The organism is Sneathiella sp. P13V-1, assembly GCF_015143595.1.
Taxonomy (GTDB): Bacteria; Pseudomonadota; Alphaproteobacteria; order Sneathiellales; family Sneathiellaceae; genus Sneathiella.
Genome location: NZ_WYEU01000001.1, coordinates 1,030,442 through 1,050,233, shown reverse-complemented (window position 1 = coordinate 1,050,233; position 19,792 = coordinate 1,030,442). Strand labels below are relative to the sequence as shown.

Below are 19,792 nucleotides of genomic sequence, written 5' to 3'. Positions count from 1 at the left end.
AGTATCCCCATGAGCAAGCTAACAACAAATAAAAGTCTAATTGCGGCAAGCGCCGCGCTACTAACCCTCCTCCCGGGCGCTGCCAACGCTGCCGTTGAAGGAGAAGTTAGTTTTATCCTGAACTCATTTTCTTTCCTGATTAACGGCGCCCTCGTCATGTGGATGGCTGCCGGTTTTGCCATGCTGGAAGCTGGCCTTGTCAGAAAGAAAAACACAGCAACAATCTGCCTGAAAAATATTGCCCTTTATTCCATCTCAGGCCTGACCTTCTATCTTGTCGGTTATAACCTGATGTATATGGACGTTTCCGGCTTTATCGGAAGCTTCAGCCCGTTTTGGGGTCCAGATGACGCTGCTGCTCTCGGCGGTACATTTGAAGATGGCAGCTATTCTGCTTCTTCTGACTGGTTCTTCCAGATGGTTTTCGTTGCGACAGCAGCCTCTATCGTCTCCGGTGCCCTGGCTGAGCGCATCAAACTATGGCCTTTCCTGGCGTTCGTTTTCCTACTGACTGCAATTATCTACCCAATCCAGGGCTCCTGGGTATGGGGCGGCGGCTGGTTGTCCGAAATGGGCTTCTCTGACTATGCTGGTTCTACTCTGGTTCACTCTGTAGGTGGCTGGGCAGCTCTGTCCGGTGCAATTATTCTGGGTGCCCGTAAAGGCAAATATGGCAAAGACGGTCGCGTACAGCCTATCCCAGGTGCAAACCTGCCACTTGCAACACTCGGTACATTTATCCTGTGGCTCGGCTGGTTCGGCTTTAACGGTGGTTCTGTACTCGCACTGGGTACTGCAGAAGCTGTTATCGAAATGGCCAACGTATTTGCCAACACAAATATGGCAGCTGTCGGCGGTGTTCTTGCAGCCATGGCCGCAACACAGATCCTCTACAAGAAAGTGGACCTGACAATGGCATTGAACGGCGCAATCGCTGGCCTGGTATCCATCACCGCAGAACCTGCTGACCCAACAATGGGCGGTGCAGTTCTCATCGGTGCCGTTGGTGGTGTTTTGGTTGTCTTCGCAGTACCGCTTCTTGATAAGCTGAAAATCGACGATGTGGTCGGTGCGATCTCCGCTCACTTGGTTGCAGGTATCTGGGGCACACTGGCAGTTGCGATCTTCGACGCAGAAGCCACATTCCTCACTCAGCTGACAGGTGTTGTCGCAATCGGTGCCTTCGCTCTGATCACAAGCACAATCCTGTGGGTGGCCCTGAAATATACAGTTGGCATCCGCGCAAATGAAGAAGATGAAGCCAACGGTCTGGACAAAGCTGAACTTGGCCTGGAAGCCTACCCAGAGTTTGGTCCATCTACCTAAATCTTAAGAATTGAGCAGGCGGGCACCAGTCCCATAGCCTACCTGCTCAAATGAGAGGCAATTGCCCAGTGTTTGGCCGCGAAATGGTTAAATATTGGGCAATTGCACTTTTGCAACACCCTACCCCCTCCTTCATTCGCCCTAAAAACAGGCATTTGCCGTTTTGGCACGCTCCTTGATTAACAAAGAGGCAATTTATTGAATTTGCCATTTTTGGGAGCGACGAAATGGACCAGTCCGTCACCGGCACAGATGTGCTCTTTATCCTGCTTGGGGCGATCATGGTTTTTGCCATGCATGCAGGTTTTGCTTTTCTGGAGGTCGGTACCGTCCGCCGCAAGAACCAGGTTAATGCCCTGGTCAAAATCCTTGTGGACTTTGGTATTTCAACCATTGCCTACTTCTTCATCGGCTATTCCGTCGCATACGGGATCGATTTCCTCGTGAGTGCAGCCGTGCTTTCTGGCACAGCCACTGCGGAAGGATACAGTTTTGCCTCCAACGGCTATGATCTGGTGAAGTTTTTCTTCCTGCTCACATTTGCGGCCGCGATCCCAGCCATTATTTCAGGCGGCATCGCAGAACGCGCCAAATTCTGGCCACAACTTGCGGCAACAGCTATCTTGACTGCTTTCGTATATCCATTCTTCGAAGGCATTATCTGGAACGGCAATTTCGGCATCCAGTCTGCCCTTGAAGAAACCTTTGGGGTTGGTTTCCACGATTTCGCCGGTTCCATTGTGGTTCACGGTGTAGGCGGCTGGATTGCTCTGGGCGCTGTTCTTCTCCTTGGTGCCCGCATGGGTCGTTACCGTAAAGATGGTCGCGTTGTCGGCATTCCGCCTTCAAACATTCCGTTTCTCGCACTTGGCTCCTGGATCCTGTGTATTGGCTGGTTCGGATTTAACGTCATGAGTGCACAGGCCATTGATGGTATCTCCGGCCTTGTTGCCATGAACTCCCTCATGGCCATGGTCGGCGGTATCATCACCTCTCTCATCGTTGGCCGAAATGACCCGGGCTTTGTACATAACGGCGCACTCGCAGGCCTGGTAGCCGTATGTGCGGGATCCGATGTCATGCATCCGCTTGGCGCATTGGCAACAGGGGGTGTGGCAGGTGCACTGTTTGTGTATGCCTTCACACTTTGCCAGAACAAACTACAAATTGATGATGTGCTTGGTGTCTGGCCACTCCATGGTCTTTGTGGTCTTTGGGGCGGGATCGCCGCAGGCATTTTCGGCCTTGAAGCGCTTGGTGGCCTAGGCGGCGTCGACTTTGTCGTACAGCTGATCGTGAGCCTGGCCGGGTGTCTTTATGCCCTGATCGGCGGCTTCCTCGTATATGGCGTCTTGAAGTCCACAATGGGTATTCGCCTTGATGAACAATCAGAGTTTGAGGGCGCGGACCTTAGTATCCACAAAATTGGTGCATATCCTGAAGAAGATCTGCGCTAATTTTACCATAATTTCGGGTAGTGTTCACATTTTCGTGACCACTACCCGTAAGCCATATGCCTATCTATACAAATAGTACTATTTCCTAATTTAGAACTTTTGTAGAACACTTGACCAAACAGCCAGTTTTCTTATTTATTTAGTTTTTTATAATGCAACTGATTGAATAATCTAAATCTTGATTTTCCCCATATAGATTAATTTGTTTTGCTTTTGTTCTTTTCTGCAAAAACCGTGCTACCATAAAAACAGTAACTTGATCCATCTGTAATTTTCCGTGCATGTCACCTAAAAACATGTAAAACAAGGATTATTCGTTAACCATTTTTCGAAGGTAGCTGAAAAATGCCTCTTAACAGGTCACTAAAGGGTCTTAGAAATTCACCATTTGTCGCCCTGAGATCTCTTCTGGATCCACTCGATCCTGCCCCTGATCTGGAGCCTCTGGCCCTGACGATCGGAGAGCCGCAAAACCAGCCACCACAACTGATGAAGCAGGCATTGATCGACAATGATCATCTGTATGGCAAATATCCGCCTGTGGATGGAACACCAGCCCTTCGCGCCGCCATCGTCAATTGGTTAAACAGACGATATGACCTGCCAGAAGACATGATTTCAGCCAATCAAAACATTGCGCCTGTCAATGGCACCAAAGAAGCATTGTATATGCTGGCAGCGGTGGTAACGGATGTTGATCCTGAAGGCGCCAAGCCAGCCATCCTGATGCCAAACCCTTATTATCATGTGTATCACGCGGCAGCCGTCATGGCAGGGGCTGAACCTGTATTCTTAAACGCCACAAAGGAAAATAACTTCTTCCCTGATCTGGATGCAATTGACCCGGATCTTTTGAAACGCACATCCGCCTTCTTCCTTTGCAGCCCATCAAATCCACAAGGAACGGTGGCCGGCGAAGAGTATCTGGTCAAAGCGCTGCAAATGGCGCGTGATTATGATTTCACCCTGATTATGGATGAATGCTACACCGAAATTTATGATGGCGATGTCCCCATCGGCATGATGGAGGTTGTCCGCAATCAAGGCGGAGGCCTTAAAAACCTTGTCTCGTTCCACTCCCTCTCCAAACGCTCGAGCGCGGCGGGGCTGCGCTCCGGTTTTGTTGTCGGGGATGAGGAGATTATCAAGGCCTTCATTAACCTGCGCAACTTTGGCGGCGCGGCAAACCCACTGCCAGCCTGCGCCGCAGCGGAAGCCCTTTGGAATGATGACGACCATGTTGCCAAAAACCGTGCCCTTTATCAGGAGAATATCTCCATTGCGGAAAAGCACTTAGGTAATCGCTTTGAATTTTATCGTCCGCCCGGCGGGTTTTTCCTGTGGCTTAATGTGGGGGATGGCGTTGAAGCTGCCAAAAAACTCTGGACGGAAGGGGCTGTAAGGGTTCTGCCGGGTGAATATCTGGCGGGAACAGATGCCACAGGCATTAATCCGGGTAAGGAATATATCCGTGTTGCCCTTGTCTTTGATCCACAAATGATGGATGAGGCTTTGACGCGAATCGCTAATATCCTATAGACTGGAAATATGAGTTTAAAAGGTAGCGCATCCAAATCCATGTCCCTGCTTCCAAGTGGCAGCACAGACTTCCTGTATCGCCGTGCGGTGGAGCTTTTTGGCTTTCTGTTACTGGCTATCGCCCTGCTTGGGGCCGTGGCCCTGATAGACTATTCGCCAAACGATCCCAATTTCAACCACGCCACAGATAATCCGGCCAGCAACATTCTGGGGAGTGCCGGGTCTCATGTGGCTGATCTTGTCTTGCAGACCATTGGCTTAAGTTCCATCGGGCTGCTGTTAGGGTTTGTTGCGTGGGCATGGCGGATCATGTCTCATCGAGGCCTTCGCTGGGGTTGGGTACATGTGGCATTGATGCCCGTTGGCCTCTCATTGATGGCGGCGACGCTGGCGGCGATCCCTGCAAGTGAAGGCTGGCCGTTAAATGCAGGGTATGGCGGTATTGTCGGGGAGGTTATCTTTAACAACCTCATGGTCCTTGGCCAAAAGGCCGGTGTGATCATCCCTGGCAGTATATTATCGCTCGTTCTCGGACTTCTGGGATTGGCTGCTCTTATTGTTGCCTATGCACTTCCTCTTCAAGAATGGCAGAGCATGGCGCGGGGGGTTATTTCCGGCGGCAAATATGCCTATAAAGTTGGAAGCTCCTTAAAAGGAGTGCGGGGGAAAACTGACGCGGATCAGGAAGAAGAACCAATAGTTCTCGGCGGCACAGAAGAGCCTGAAGTCTCAAAGCCGGAGAAGAAAGCAAAACCGAAACGCATTAGCCTGAGGAAGAAAAAAGAGCCAGAGGCGGAGCCTTCCTTGGTTCGGGAGCCCAAAATTGAAGCCCGCAAACAGGAAGCCAAGGCCGGCAAACGTGTCACCGCTGAAAAACAGGCTGCGTTGGATCTTGGGCCTTCGGATGTTTACCAACTCCCTCCGCTTGGATTATTGGCCCTGCAGGATGAAAAGAAGGTCAACAAACCCCTCAGTGAAGAAGCCCTTCAGAATAACGCCCGCCTTCTGGAAGGTGTTCTGGATGACTATGGCATTAAAGGTGAGATCAGCCGGGTACGTCCGGGCCCTGTTGTAACGCTTTATGAGCTGGAACCTGCGCCAGGCCTTAAAAGCAGCCGTGTAATTGGCCTTGCGGACGATATCGCCCGCTCTATGAGTGCCATCTCGACCCGTATTGCTGTTATTCCGGGCCGGAACGCCATCGGTATCGAACTTCCAAACGCGCGTCGGGAAACTGTATTCCTTCGGGATCTGCTTTCCACCGCCGCTTACGAAAGCACATCGTCGAAACTCACCCTTGCCTTGGGTAAAGATATCGGCGGTGATCCGGTCGTGGCTGACCTTGCCCGTATGCCGCATCTGTTGATTGCGGGTACAACGGGTTCCGGTAAATCGGTGGCGGTCAACACCATGATCCTCAGCCTCCTCTATCGCCTGTCACCAGAAGAATGCCGTTTCATTATGATTGACCCGAAAATGTTGGAACTGTCTGTTTATGACGGCATTCCGCATTTGCTGGCACCTGTGGTGACAGAACCGGATAAAGCGGTTAGCGCCCTTAAATGGGCGGTGAAAGAGATGGAAAATCGCTACCGGAAAATGGCGGAACTGGGTGTTCGTAATATCGACGGCTATAACCAGCGCATTCGTGAAGCCAAAAAGCGCGGTGAAGAGATTAAGCGCACCGTTCAAACCGGATTTGATGAAACAACTGGCGAGCCCGTCTTTGAAGAGCGGCCGTTGGACACCGACCCACTCCCCATGATTGTCATCATCGTGGATGAGATGGCCGACCTGATGATGGTCGCTGGAAAGGAAATCGAAGGCGCTGTACAGCGACTGGCCCAGATGGCCCGTGCCGCTGGTCTGCATGTTATCATGGCGACGCAACGCCCCTCTGTTGACGTGATCACAGGTACTATTAAAGCAAACTTCCCAACCCGGATCAGCTTCCAGGTGACCTCCAAAATCGATAGCCGCACCGTCCTTGGTGAGCAGGGCGCGGAGCAGCTTCTTGGACAAGGTGACATGCTCTTTATGCCGGGCGCGGGCCGTGTGCAACGTGTCCATGGCCCGTTTGTTTCGGATGAAGAAGTTGAAAAGATTGTGAGCTTCCTCAAAGATCAAGGTCAGCCTGACTATGTTGAGGAGGTTACCGAAGAATCAGAGCCCGGTATCCCCGGCATTGGCGGCGGTAGCAGTGACGGTCCTGTTGATGCGCTGTATGATCAGGCGGTGGCCCTTGTGTGTCGTGAGCGTAAAGCGTCAACCAGTTTTGTCCAAAGACATCTTCAAATCGGTTACAATCGTGCAGCCCGGATCATTGATGAAATGGAAAAAGAAGGTGTGATCAGTTCCGCCAATCATGTGGGTAAACGTGAAGTCCTCGCCCGTGATATTGAGGACCCCTATAACTAAACTGCCTTTATTTCAGCACAATCCCTTAACATTCTAGGATAACAGCCTATTTGCAATAGAACGCTTTTGGGAAAAGAGATGATATGAAAAAATTATTCGCGACATGCACAGCACTTCTATTCTTTGCAACAACTGCATTGATAAGCCCCGCTGTAGCTGCCCCTTTGTCAGAAGAAGACAAAAAAGATATCGCGCGAATTGAAGAATATCTAAAAGGCATCACAACCATGAAAGCCAGTTTCCTGCAAGTCAATGCAGAAGGCGGCATTGCCGAAGGTGTTTTCTATATGAGCAGGCCGGGACGCGCCCGGTTTGAATACTTCCCACCTGCACAAATTTTGGTGGTGGCTGACGGCCTTTGGCTTGTGTTCCATGATAAGGAATTGCAGGAGACCACCCGCATCCCCCTTTCCTCGACCCCAATCTCGGTGCTGTTAAAAGAAAACCCAACGCTCAGCGGTGAAGTGACCGTGACGTCAGTTGAGAAAGATGCAGGTGTGTTGCGGGTAAACCTTATTGATACCGAAGAGCCCGATGAGGGCGGAATTACCCTTGTGTTTTCCCTCTTTCCTTTTGAACTAAAAAAATGGCTCGTCACTGATCCACAAGGGCAAACCACAAGTGTCACCATGAGCGATCAGGAATTTGGCGGCAAATTTGAAGCAAAGCTTTTCACTTTCTTCGATGAAGAATATGATCGCAAGAACTAAGGTCAAGCGAATAAAAGGCACAGGTTAAATCATGGCTGGCTACGATTATGATGAAGAAGATTGGGATGACGAGAGCCCTGATCTTGATGAATTTCCAACGCTTGTCTCAGTAGCGCGCTTTAACAAACTGCTGGTGTCTGTTCCGTGGTTTAGCGCTGTTGGCACACCGCTTGGGGCCGATGTATATGACGCAGCCAACGAATATATCGACCTGATGGGTTTCACTGGATCATATGTGGCGCCTGTTGAAAGCTGGGAGGACGCCGCTTATGCCGCGCAGAGCCCGGATCTCAACAGCATGTGGTGGGAAGCGGAAGAACAAATGCGCGCGGGCCTTACCATGGAAGCCTTGGAACTTATCCCCGAAGCAGACCTTACCATGGCGCTCACTCATATTGCCTCCACCGCGTCTCCCCTGATTGAGGAAGCCATTGAAGATATGGCGGAAGAGGCAGGCATTGTGGATGCAGAACTTATTCGTGCTGCTATGGGTTCCGCCTTGCAAGCCTGTCATCAGGCCGCGTTGGTGCTTGCCTCAGGCCAGGAAGATACGCACCCCTTTGCCTTAAAATACAAACTGTTTGAAAAAGGCCACTGGCCGATCGCCATTTCCGGCAACAGTTTCAACATTTTCTAATTCATTTCGGAAGCGAAATATAATGACCCGCCTCGTCACCTGGAATATCAACTCAATTCGTGCCCGCCTGCATCACGTTGATCATTTCGTTGAAACCCATAATCCTGACATTCTCTGTTTTCAGGAAACGAAGGTAACAGACAACGAATTTCCGACCAAATCCCTCACAAAACTTGGGTTTGAACATTATGTTTTCTCCGGTCAGAAAAGCTATAACGGGGTTGCCATCTTCTCCCGCCAACCGATCGAAACACTGGAATCTCCGCTTTGGTGTGGCCGCGATGACAAACGACATGTGGCTGTGAAACTCGAAAATGGGGCCGAGCTCCATAATTTTTACATCCCTGCAGGCGGCGACATTCCGGATCCGGAACAAAATGACAAATTCGAACATAAACTGAACTTCATGAGCGAAGTTCGAGACTGGTTTAAGGAGCGTAAGGCCGACGATAACCGCTTTATTCTTGTCGGTGACCTAAATGTTGCCCCCTTGGAAAGTGATGTTTGGAGCCATAAACAGCTTCTAAAAGTGGTCAGCCACACCCCCATTGAAACAGCACTCATGCAGGAAATGATGGACGCCCATGATTGGGTCGATGCTATGCGCCATTTTATTCCGGAACCGGAACCAATATACAGCTGGTGGAGCTACCGCGCCCGCGACTGGCGTAAATCCAACAAAGGGCGTCGCCTTGATCATGTATGGGTAACTCCTGCGCTCAAAGATACCCTGAAAGCCATGCAAATCGATTTGGAAGCTCGGGATCGTGAAAAACCTTCGGACCACGCACCGGTCATTGTGGATTTTGACTTTTAGGAGATCAATTTCCTTACAATAGGCATGAGCTTTTCGAAAGCAGTGTTCGCATCGCTTTCGCTTTCCAGCGCCTGCCGTATGGCGGCTGATTCTACAAGATCAAGGATACAAAGGGCGAGAAACTCAATGTCTCCGCTCATCTCTGTACCTTTTGCAGATTGATAATTGGAAATTTGCTCCGCAAGTGTTGAGCAATAGGCCTTCCGATTTTTCTCAAAACTCTCACTGATAGCTTCATCTCTTGTCGCTTCAACTGTGATTTCCAATGCCAACGCAGCGATAAGAGGCTCCTGATAGGAAAAGAATAGCTCCTTCACCCCTTCTTCAATCGCTTTTTCAGGGTCTGTCATGGATTTGAGGCGGGCAAGTAAGGGCGCATCCTCCTTCTCTTCCAGTTTCGCCATTTCCAGAATGAGGTCGGATTTGCTGTCAAAGTGATTATAGAGGTTGCCAAGGCTCACCCCAGCTGCAGCCGAAATCTCCCGCATGCTTGTCTGATGAAAGCCCTTTAACGCAAAACAGGTGGCGGCCGCCTCAACAATTCTCTCACGACGCCGTAAGACTTTATCCATCCGACTTGTTTGATCTACCATTTTATTCACCTCTCCTTCTTGAAAGCCTCTTCTACCATTATATATACTGAACGTACGTTCATTCAAGTTTGGAGATGAAATAAATGGAACTTGGTACGTTTGACAGCACAACCCCCTATATCAACGAAATTCTGGAACTTTTTGAATGGACATTTCTGATCTTTATCGGGCTGACCGCCATCGAGACCATCTGGGATCTCACCAATAAAGAACGCAAAAGCTGGAAAGAGACCGCTGCCAACGCGTTTATCGCCGCCGCAAATGCCCTTCTCGATCGCCTCGGCTTGGGGATCGTGTTTTTGGTTGGCCTCTACATTTTTCATGAGTTTGCCATTTATGACATGCAAGGCAATTTTGCCGATAGATGGTGGTATTGGCCGTTACTCGTTCTGGCCGCTGATCTCACCTATTACTGGATGCACCGCCTCGAACATGAAATCCGTTTTCTCTGGGCAATCCATGTGGTTCACCATTCTTCAGAAGAATACAATCTAACAACCGCCTATCGCCTGTCCTGGGTTGAGAGCCTGTTTGAGTGGATTTTCCTTATTCCCATGATCCTACTTGGTTTTGGCATATTGGAAACGCTTATCGCGATCCTGATTGTCATTGAATATCAGACATGGATCCATACCCAGAAAATCGGGAAACTTGGATGGGTGGATAAAATCGTCAACACGCCATCAAATCATCGGGTTCATCACGGCTCCAACGATGAATATCTTGATAAAAACTATGGGGGTATTTTGATGCTTTGGGACCACTTGTTTGGATCCTACCAAGCAGAAGAAGAAAAAGTGAAATTTGGTATTACCGAACCGCTTAATACATCCAACCCGTTTATTATCCAGTTCCACGAATTTGCCAGCATGGCAAAAGATCTACTTACAAGGACGGGGATTAGTGCAAAAATCCGGGCGGTATTTGGCCCGCCCGGTACGTAAATCAGTGGTTTTTCACTGACGTTGTTTTGCCTTCGAAATGCCAGTGATGCGCGCCATCCCGGTGCGCTTCACGTTTCGCTTCATACATCAGCTTATCGGCGATTTCCATAAGCTCTTCGGGCTCTTCAAAAACAGTAGGGCCTACTTGCACCACCCCCATGCTGAAAGTCACAGGGTAATTGCAGTGAAGATCAAAATCCTTGCAAAGGCGTGTCAGCGGGATTTCCACCTCTTCCAATGTCAGGCGCGGCATGATGATACAAAACTCATCACCGCCATAACGGGCAGGGATATCTACTTTTCTGGTCATTTCAAGCATGGATTTCCCCACCTGCCGGAGTACTTCGTCCCCCACCTGATGACCATGCAAGTCATTAACCGCTTTAAAGTTATTCAGGTCCAAATAGACAAGAACAAAGGAAAGATGGTGCCGCTCCGCCACTTGGGATTCATGCTTCAGATAATCATAAAGCGCCCGGCGATTATGCAGCCCGGTCAGCCCATCTTTTTGTGACTTTTCGTGCAGGCGGCTAAACATGCTATCGGTTTTAATGCCAACCTTAGACGCATATTTCTCAACCTCCCGGGTCGCAGTCTGCATCTCTGTCAGATAGGCCTCCACATAAGCATCAAAGACGAGCTCCGCATCAAACAATAATATTTTGTGAACCGCCTGCTTGATCAAAATGGCGTCTTCAACAAAACAACAGTCCTCAATTTCCTGATCCAGCAACGACTGCAGCTTTGCGTGCGCTTTCATATAAAGTTTGGGCCGCACATCAAGGCGCTTATGCACCTTCCCAATACGGAGACGGGTATTTACATATTGAAGGTCAATGACCCCGCTAAACAGGCTTTTGATATAAGTGGTCATATATCCTTTGAGCCTGTTGAGCGTGTCAATATCGCCAATAACACTGGCGATATCCGGATCTGCCAACTGAAATTCATAATATTCTTCGACAATTTCCTGAACGCGGGCAGTGATATTTTTCTGAACAAGTTGAACGCGCGCGCGATCTTCTTCAGTGAAGTTCAGAAAATGTAATCGTCTGGCCACTTCTCGTTCTGACAATCCCATTTGATCAATGAGTTGTTGCTCGGCGGCAGGTACGACGGTCTGCATCGGACAATCTCCTAAAGGGTAAGCTACATATTTGATCGTCCGCTTATTTTATAAAAATTTACTTAACTTGAATATGTTTACAATCAAACATTCAATTTGAGGCCCGCATCCGCAGTGATAACGCGATTATTCTTACCCACAAGGTCGGCGGTACTCTCCCCGTTCAGGTAAGTGTAGGAGAGGCTACCGCCTTTTGCCTCACTCGCTACATTGAGTACCCAATCATAATATTGCTCTGTTTTTGACGGGTTCTTGTCCGCGGCGTTCATCGCCATCTCCATAGCCATTCCAATCCGCTGGATGATGAGCCCGGTTTGCCCCCCAATCAGAGAATTTCGAAGATCCCCTGCCTCACCAGAGTTGAGATCTTCCTCAATCTGTTTCAGCATCGGATGGTCACCCTCTACTTTGAAATTTCCTCGACTATCAGAAGTTATATCAATCTCAGTGCCTTCCGGTACCCCGTAACGGTCCATCAGTTTCTTCAATTCTTTGTCTGCATTGGCGAAATGAACCGCTGGATCCAGGGTAAGAGGCGCTAAACCTTCCAGTGACTCAGTCATCACCTTCCCGGCTGGAGAGATATCTACTTTATCCTGTGGCTCTGCTTTAACTTTAGTGGGTTCGGCCGCAGGGCTATCTGTGGGAAGGCGTGTCTGGTAAAGATTGGCGACGGTTTGGCTTTGCTGAACGGAATGTATCATGATCCCCTCTCCTCTTTTCCAAGAAGAGAAGCAAAAACCATTCCACTTTAAGAGTGTCTGTTTTTAGCCGTTTCTTTTATTTTGAACTCGTCGTTAGCAGGTAAATTTTTCCGCTTTCTCAATCTTTGCGGTAAATATGGTACCGCCCAACCGCCACCTCTTCGGGTAGGGGCTGTGGGATCCAGTTGACGCGATCAAAGGGTTGATCACTGACGATATACGCGCCGGGGGTCAACAGTAGGTCGAGATCATCGACGATAAGATTGGCAAGTTCCATACTTTGCACTTTGTCACCTGTTCCAATATCGCAATGGGCAAGACGGGCTTTCTCAGGCAACCGGTCGGCTACTTGTTTCAATGTTTCGGTAAAATCGCCGAGCACCATATGGTCATCGTCAGGACAATAATCTGGATGTGCGGCTTTCTGTCGATCAAAAACATACACATCCTCCGCCCCAAACTTCTCGCGTAGATGATCATAGGTGCGGCCGTTTCCAAGTCCCAGTTCCAGAACCGGACCCGTTACATTTTCAATCTTCCGGGCAACGTGATTAAGGCAATCTCGCTGTGCGGACATACGCCTGATAAAACTATCCAGTTTGCTCATCGATAAGCTCTCTTCCGCTCAAATCCCATTCTTCCAAGACAAGAGGATCCGTTTCCAAGGCATAATGCGCTTGTTTCAACGCATTAAACTCTTCTGACGCGGCCACTTTTCCAAGCGCCCAGACAGCTGCCAGTCGCACCTGATCCGATACATCCTGAAGCCGTTCCTCTATCACTGGCACATAATCTGATTTCCCGGAGTTTCCAATGGCGACCATCACATTTCTAACAAATCTATTTCGTCCCAGCCGCTTCACCGCAGACCCACTGAATATGGTTCTGAACTCTGGATCCGAAAGACAGGCAAGGTCTTCAAGATTGGGCGACTTAAGCGCTTCTTTCGCTTCAAAGGCAATTTCGTTGGAAACTTGCGCATATTTGTTCCACGGGCACGCCGCCAGACAATCATCACATCCGTAAATACGGTTGCCGATTTGGGATCTCATATCACGGGGGATGTGCAATCGGGTTTCAATGGTAAGGTAGGAAATGCACTTCCGGGCATCCAGCTGATAGGGCGCAATAAATGCATTGGTGGGACAGGCCCGAAGGCAAGCATCGCAGCTTCCGCAATCGCCTTTTGTTTTCTCATCGGGATCAATATCAGCAGTGATTAGGATAACCCCCAAAAACAACCACGATCCAAATTCACGGCTTAAAAGGTTGGTGTGCTTTCCTTGCCAGCCAACACCCGCTGCCGCGGCCAGCGGCTTTTCCATGACTGGGGCCGTATCCACAAATACTTTTACGTCCGCACCATGTTGCTCCACGATCCAGCGGGCGATACGTTTCAGGCGCTTTTTGACCACATCATGATAATCCCGCCCCCTTGCATAAACGGACACAATGCCTTTATCAGGATAATCTGCCAAAGCCCGCGGATCTTCATCGGGGCCATAATTAATGGCCAGAACAAGCGCGGACTTGGCTTCCTCCCAAAGATTAGTCGGATTTTTCCGCCATTCTTTTCTGTTTTCCAGCCAGTCCATATCTCCTTGCAGGCCCGCATCCAGAAAGGCTTGCAACCGCTCCCCCGGCAGCTTCCCAAAATCCGCGGCGGTCACACGTGCCACATCAAACCCCTGTTCCAAAGAATAGGAAATCAGGGCATCTTTCTGTTCAGGAGATAAGCGTGTCATGGAAGAAGCGATCAGAAATCCAGATCAGCGTAATGAGGCGGTGCAGGCATTCCGGGCAGGTTATCTGCTAGCAACGGCCTGAAAGACGGCCGCGATTTAATGCGGGAATACCAAACTTTGGCGGACGGATGCTGTTCCCACGGCACATCCCCCAGATAATCCACGGCCGAAATTTGCGCCGCAGCGGCCAGATCGGCGTAGGTCAACTCTTCCCCTGCGAGCCAATTTCTCCGCTCTGTCAGAAAGGAAATATAATCCAGATGATAGTGAATATTGTGGTGTCCAGCGCGAATGGCGGCCGTATTGGGGGTGCCTGTTCGGGTCAGCCGTTTCAGGACTTTTTCATCCACCAGATTATCGGTGACCTCTGTTTGAAATTTCCGGTCAAACCAGGCAATCAGGCGGCGCACCTCTGCCTTTTCTGCGATTTCCTCAGGCATCAATTTGACGTCCTGATAGGTTTCTTCCAGATATTCACAAATGGCCTGAGAATCCGCGATCACCGACCCATTTTCATCTTTTAAAACAGGGACCTCCGACGCAGGGTTGAGCGCCAACAGGCTATCGGCGTGCTCCCATGGCTTTTCAACGGCAAGGTCATAGTTCAGACCCTTCTCGTTGAGCGCCAAACGTACTTTTCTACAGGCTGGTAAAATCCAGAAATGATAAAGAATTCGCATGGGCCTAACATAACCCAGCAAGACGGAGCAGGAAAATTGTTTCCTGCCCACCTATCAAATTTTTAAGCCCTTAGTGAACATCGCGAAGGCGCAGCTTCTCACTTTTGCTGAGGAGACGTTCACATTCCTGCTCGACGCGGGTAAACATCTCGGCCACATGCAGTTTTCCAGCCATATCCAGACGGCGAACTTCGCTCTGTACAACTTCTGTTGCTTTCACGCCATAAATCAGAATGAAGCGGCGTGCCGCCCACATCACATCTTCGCGCTCAATAATTGGATCAAAATGAGTGTTGGCTTGATCAGCAGGGATTTGGGTGACGGTCTGTGGAACTTCTTGCATCTTAACACCTCGGTTTGGGGCAACTCCCTACTCAAAAGCAAGATACAGGCCAAGTTTCACACGGACCTAAGCAACTGTTTTTACTCGGCTTCGCTAGCAACCGAAATATCACTCATAGGCAGGCATTGCCAGAGGCGGAAACATTTGCCGGGCACAAAAAAAGCCGGTGACGAGCACCGGCTTTCTCTGATGATCTTTACTGGATTAAGCGGTTTGTTTATCCGCTTCATCTGACAGGGGATGTTCCAGTTTGTTGATCATCTCTTTCGGACAGATTTGCCAGAAGTGATCACGTTCCATTTCCCAGTGGGCCAGCAAGCGCTCAGCCATTGGAGATCCGGTCTGGTCCAGATGTTCCTGAACCATTGCTTTCAGGTCTTCTTCCCAATGGGAGGATTGCAGACGCTGGTAGACGACGCTTTCATCATTGATATCCGTCGGCAGGGTGTTGTTTTCATCATAAACATAGGCCATACCGCCGGTCATGCCCGCCGCAAAGTTGCCGCCAACCGCACCAAGGATCACAACCTTACCACCGGTCATATATTCGCAACCGTTCGTGCCGGCACCTTCGATCACTGCCGTTGCACCTGAGTTACGGACGGCGAAACGCTCACCGGCCTGACCTGCTGCATACAGGTAACCAGATGTGGCGCCATAGAGAACCGTATTACCGATAATGGTATTTTCGTTCCAGACGATCGGGCTGGAGGTCATTGGACGGACAACAATGGTACCGCCAGAGAGACCCTTACCGCAGTAGTCGTTGGCATCACCCAGCACTTCCAGTTTCAGACCCTGCACCGCAAAGGCACCCAAGGACTGACCGGCGGACCCACGAAGGCGCACAGTGATGTGGCCTGGCTCCAACCCTGTCATACCGAAGGTACGAACAATCTGAGAGGACAGTTTGGTGCCGATGGCACGATGCGTATTACGGATGCTGTAGGCGAGCTGACGTTTTTCACCGCCTTTGTTAAAGACGCTGGCCGCATCCAAAATCATCTGGGCATCCAGAGTTTCTGGAACCGCAACCGGACCGTCATTTGTACAATAACGCGGCTTGTCACCGGCATCCGCTTCCGCCAGAAGCGGATTCAGATCCAGATCATCCAGATGGGCTGCACCGCGGCTCACCTGTGTCAGCAGATTACTGCGACCGATGATTTCTTCCAAGGAACGGTAGCCCAAGGAGGCCAGAATTTCGCGAACTTCTTCGGCGAGGAAGCTGAAGAGGTTCACAACCTTATCGGCAGTTCCTTCGTATTTCTTGATCAGGTCTTCATCCTGCGTACAGATACCCACAGGACAAGTGTTGGAGTGACACTGACGCACAAGAATACAACCCAGCGCCACAAGTGCACCAGTACCCAGACCATATTCTTCACCGCCCATCATGGCACTGATGACAATGTCACGGCCTGTTTTCATACCGCCGTCAACACGAAGCTGAACAGAATGGCGCAGTTTATTCAGAGTCAGAACCTGGTTCACTTCCGGCAGACCCATTTCCCATGGAACACCTGCATATTTAACAGATGTCTGTGGGCTTGCGCCTGTACCGCCGGAGTTACCGGAGATCATGATCACGTCGGCTTTCGCCTTCGCAACACCGGCGGCAACCGTACCGATACCTGCCTCAGATACCAGTTTCACACAAACACGTGCTTCCGGGTTGATCTGCTTAAGGTCATAGATCAGCTGCGCCAGATCCTCGATCGAGTAAATATCGTGGTGCGGCGGTGGCGAAATCAGGGTCACACCCGGTGTGGAGTTACGAAGTTTCGCGATCATTTCGGAAACTTTAAATCCTGGCAGCTGACCGCCTTCACCCGGCTTCGCACCCTGGGCCACTTTAATCTCAATCTCTTCACAGTTATTGAGATATTCCGCGGTTACACCAAAACGACCGGACGCCACCTGCTTAATCGCAGAGTTTGCGTTGTCACCGTTTTTACGAGGTGTGAATCGGCTGACATCTTCCCCGCCTTCACCGCTGTTGGATTTACCGCCGATCCGGTTCATGGCGATGGCCAGTGTCTCATGCGCTTCTTTTGAAAGCGCACCCAGGGACATGGCACCGGTCACGAAACGTTTGCGGATTTCAGTGATGCTTTCCACTTCATCGATTGGAATTGGCTTCCGGTCAGATTTGAAGTCCAGCAGATCACGCAGATTTACAGGCGGCAGGCTTTGCTGACCTTCGCTGTATTTGCGATAAAGTGAGTAGCTGTCTTTCTCAACGGCTGTCTGCAGGATGTGAATAAGCTCACCATCGAAAGAGTGTACCTCACCCTTCGCGCGGTAACGGTAGATACCACCAACCGGCAGCGCCACCACATCTTCCTGATAGGCTTTTTTGTGCTGCTTCAAGGCTGTTTTCTGAATACCTGGCAAACCAATACCGGAAAGGCGAGACGGCATACCCGGGAAAAACTCTGCTACCAGCGCGCGGGACAGACCCACCGCTTCGAAGTTGTAACCACCACGGTAGGAGCTGAGGACAGAGATACCCATTTTGGACATCACTTTAAGAAGGCCCTGATCCACTGCTTTTTTGGCATTGGCAAGACATGTCTTCAGATCCAGACCCGGGAACAGGCCGCGATCGAAGCGATCCGCAATGGATTCCTGCAACAGATATGGGTTGATGGTTGTCGCACCCACACCCACCAGAACGGCAAAATACTGAACGTCAAGGCATTCACCTGTACGGATATTGACCGATGTAAAGGTCCGCAGGCCTTCGTTCACCAGATGGGTATGAACACCACCTGCTGCCAGAATGCTTGGGATTGGGGCACGTTCAGCATTTGTGTCCAGATCGCTCAGGATCAGGTGGGCGCAACCGCCACGTACTGCATTTTCGGCTTCTTTACGAATCCGCTGCAAAGCCTGAGACAGCGCATCGGCGCCGCCATTTGCGTCAAATGTGCAATCAATAACCTGACAGCTGTCACCCATATATTTCTGCATGGCTTCAAATTCACCATTGGTCAGAATTGGGCTTTCCAACGACAGAATTTCTGCCTGACTTGGATCCTCATCCAGAATGTTATTGAGGTTACCAAGGCGGGTTTTTAGTGTCATGACACTTCGTTCACGCAGACTGTCAATCGGCGGGTTTGTCACTTGAGAGAAGCGCTGACGGAAATAGTGGTGAAGACCGCGGTAGTTTTTGGACAGAACCGCAAGCGGGGTGTCATCACCCATGGAGCCCACAGCTTCTTTACCGTCTTCGGCCATTGGCTGCAGGATCAGTTCCAGATCTTCAAGGCTCCAGCCGGCACCCATCTGGCGCTGACGCAGCTCTTTACGATCAAATTTGCGGGGCTCTTCTACATCTTTCAGTGTGTCTTCAAGCTCGACAACATTTTCGATCCATTTCTCGAACGGACGGGCCGCAGCCATTTTGTCTTTCAGCTTGTGAGATGAGTAAAACTTACCCTTCTTCAGATCCACACCGATCATCTCGCCCGGACCCACCCGGCCCTTGCGCACCACATTATCTTCGTCAACCGGCACCATACCGGTTTCAGAACCCACGACCAGAAGGCCATCACGTGTTGTTGTGAAACGAAGCGGACGCAAACCATTACGATCAAGACCCGCAATCACCCAACGTCCATCTGTTGCACAGATCGCGGCCGGGCCATCCCATGGCTCCATCACAGAGTTACAGTAAGCATAAAGCGCTTTATGGGCTTCAGGCATGGATGGTGAGTTGGACCAGCTTTCCGGGATCAACAGGGTTTTGGACATCGGCGCACTACGGCCCGCACGGACCAGAACCTCAAACACCGCATCCAGCGCCGCACTATCGGAACTACCCGCCTGAACGATTGGCTTCACATCATTGGAATGATCCCCGAAAGTGGAGTGAACCATACGGATTTCATGGCTTTTCATCCAGTTGATATTGCCACGGATGGTGTTGATCTCACCGTTGTGGGCCAGAACCCGGAACGGCTGGGCCAGATGCCATGTAGGGAAGGTATTTGTGGAGTACCGCTGGTGATAGATGGCAAAGTTAGACACAAAACGCTCATCCAGCAGATCAGGATAGAAGCTGGAGAGCTGTTCAGCGAGGAACATGCCTTTATAAATGATCGAACGGCAAGACAGCGTACAGATATAGAAGCCAGTGATGTGAGCCGCCAGGACGGCTTTTTCAATCCGGCGACGAATAATGTAAAGCTCGCGCTCGAACTGTTCATCATCTACGCCGCGGTTATTGGCGATCATGATCTGTTCAATTTCAGGGCGGGTCGCGTTGGCTTTTTCACCAATAATGGACGCGTTCACCGGCACCTGACGCCAGCCATAGATATAATAACCGAACTTCAGAACTTCAGATTCAACAATCGTCCGGCATGTTTCCTGCGCTTCGAAGTCTGTACGTGGCAAGAACACCATGCCAACCGCAAGACGGCCATCAAGTGGCTCGTGACCTGTGCGGGCGATATGCTCTTTGAAGAAATCCTGAGGGATCTGAACGTGGATACCACAGCCGTCACCGGTTTTACCGTCTGCATCAACCGCACCGCGGTGCCATACCGCTTTCAGCGCATCAATACCGGCTTCAACCACTTTACGGGACGGGACACCATCCATGGCGGACACAAGACCAACACCACAGTTGTCATGCTCTTCAGCGGGGTTGTACATGCCGTTTTCAGCAAGGTAAGCAGCATTTTCCTGCCAGGATTTAACAAATTCTTCGCCAGAATTTTTTTGAATATCTTTAGTCATC

General features: G+C 50.3%; 16 protein-coding genes. 8 read left to right on the top strand and 8 right to left on the bottom strand.

All coding sequences use genetic code 11. The features are described from left to right. Window positions 1-9 precede the first annotated feature (9 nt). The 7 genes from GUA87_RS05080 (at window position 10) to xth (ending at window position 8,904) form a co-directional block, all read left to right on the top strand. A complete protein-coding gene (locus tag GUA87_RS05080; RefSeq protein WP_193715416.1) occupies window positions 10-1,326 on the top strand; it encodes an ammonium transporter in 1,317 nt (438 codons plus the stop codon). Window positions 1,327-1,553: 227 nt separating this feature from the next. Next, complete coding sequence (locus tag GUA87_RS05075) at window positions 1,554-2,783, top strand: ammonium transporter (protein WP_193715415.1); 1,230 nt, start codon at window positions 1,554-1,556, stop codon at window positions 2,781-2,783. A gap of 345 nt (window positions 2,784-3,128) precedes the next feature. Further along, window positions 3,129-4,322, top strand: coding sequence for an aminotransferase class I/II-fold pyridoxal phosphate-dependent enzyme (locus GUA87_RS05070; protein WP_193715414.1), 1,194 nt, complete (start codon window positions 3,129-3,131; stop codon window positions 4,320-4,322). Window positions 4,323-4,331: 9 nt separating this feature from the next. Continuing rightward, window positions 4,332-6,740: an FtsK/SpoIIIE family DNA translocase gene (locus tag GUA87_RS05065; RefSeq protein WP_193715413.1), complete on the top strand. Its 2,409-nt coding sequence runs from the start codon at window positions 4,332-4,334 to the stop codon at window positions 6,738-6,740. Between the two features lie 83 nt (window positions 6,741-6,823). Then, window positions 6,824-7,450, top strand: a complete 627-nt coding sequence (locus tag GUA87_RS05060; protein ID WP_193715412.1) for a LolA family protein — start codon at window positions 6,824-6,826, stop codon at window positions 7,448-7,450. A gap of 31 nt (window positions 7,451-7,481) precedes the next feature. Beyond that, complete coding sequence (locus tag GUA87_RS05055; protein WP_193715411.1) at window positions 7,482-8,087, top strand: hypothetical protein; 606 nt, start codon at window positions 7,482-7,484, stop codon at window positions 8,085-8,087. A gap of 22 nt (window positions 8,088-8,109) precedes the next feature. After that, complete coding sequence (xth, locus tag GUA87_RS05050) at window positions 8,110-8,904, top strand: exodeoxyribonuclease III (RefSeq protein WP_193715410.1); 795 nt, start codon at window positions 8,110-8,112, stop codon at window positions 8,902-8,904. Here xth and GUA87_RS05045 read toward each other — a convergent pair. Next, window positions 8,901-9,497, bottom strand: coding sequence for a TetR/AcrR family transcriptional regulator (locus GUA87_RS05045; protein WP_193715409.1), 597 nt, complete (start codon window positions 9,495-9,497; stop codon window positions 8,901-8,903). The two genes, xth and GUA87_RS05045, sit on opposite strands and share 4 nt — an antisense overlap. Window positions 9,498-9,580: 83 nt before the next feature. Between GUA87_RS05045 and GUA87_RS05040 the strand changes: the two genes are divergently transcribed. Continuing rightward, complete coding sequence (locus GUA87_RS05040) at window positions 9,581-10,441, top strand: sterol desaturase family protein (protein WP_193715408.1); 861 nt, start codon at window positions 9,581-9,583, stop codon at window positions 10,439-10,441. 1 nt (window position 10,442) lies between these two features. Here the strand turns inward: GUA87_RS05040 and GUA87_RS05035 are convergent, their stop codons facing one another. The 7 genes from GUA87_RS05035 to gltB form a co-directional block, all read right to left on the bottom strand. Continuing rightward, a complete protein-coding gene (locus GUA87_RS05035) occupies window positions 10,443-11,567 on the bottom strand; it encodes a GGDEF domain-containing protein (protein ID WP_193715407.1) in 1,125 nt (374 codons plus the stop codon). An 83-nt stretch (window positions 11,568-11,650) separates the two neighbouring features. Then, window positions 11,651-12,271: a hypothetical protein gene (locus GUA87_RS05030; RefSeq protein WP_193715406.1), complete on the bottom strand. Its 621-nt coding sequence runs from the start codon at window positions 12,269-12,271 to the stop codon at window positions 11,651-11,653. A gap of 118 nt (window positions 12,272-12,389) precedes the next feature. After that, entirely contained in the window at window positions 12,390-12,878 is a 489-nt protein-coding gene (locus tag GUA87_RS05025; protein WP_193715405.1) for a class I SAM-dependent methyltransferase, read from the bottom strand. Next, a complete protein-coding gene (gene queG / locus GUA87_RS05020) occupies window positions 12,862-14,016 on the bottom strand; it encodes a tRNA epoxyqueuosine(34) reductase QueG (protein ID WP_193715404.1) in 1,155 nt (384 codons plus the stop codon). The genes GUA87_RS05025 and queG overlap by 17 nt, the downstream gene beginning before the upstream one ends. An 11-nt stretch (window positions 14,017-14,027) precedes the next feature. Continuing rightward, window positions 14,028-14,696 (bottom strand): glutathione S-transferase family protein, encoded by a 669-nt coding sequence (locus GUA87_RS05015; RefSeq protein WP_193715403.1) that lies wholly within the window; start codon window positions 14,694-14,696, stop codon window positions 14,028-14,030. A 70-nt stretch (window positions 14,697-14,766) separates the two neighbouring features. Next, window positions 14,767-15,039 carry a hypothetical protein gene (locus GUA87_RS05010; RefSeq protein WP_193715402.1) on the bottom strand — a complete coding sequence of 91 codons (273 nt, stop codon included), beginning with the start codon at window positions 15,037-15,039 and terminating at the stop codon, window positions 14,767-14,769. 204 nt (window positions 15,040-15,243) lie between these two features. After that, a complete protein-coding gene (gene gltB, locus GUA87_RS05005; protein WP_193715401.1) occupies window positions 15,244-19,791 on the bottom strand; it encodes a glutamate synthase large subunit in 4,548 nt (1,515 codons plus the stop codon). Window position 19,792 lies beyond the last annotated feature (1 nt).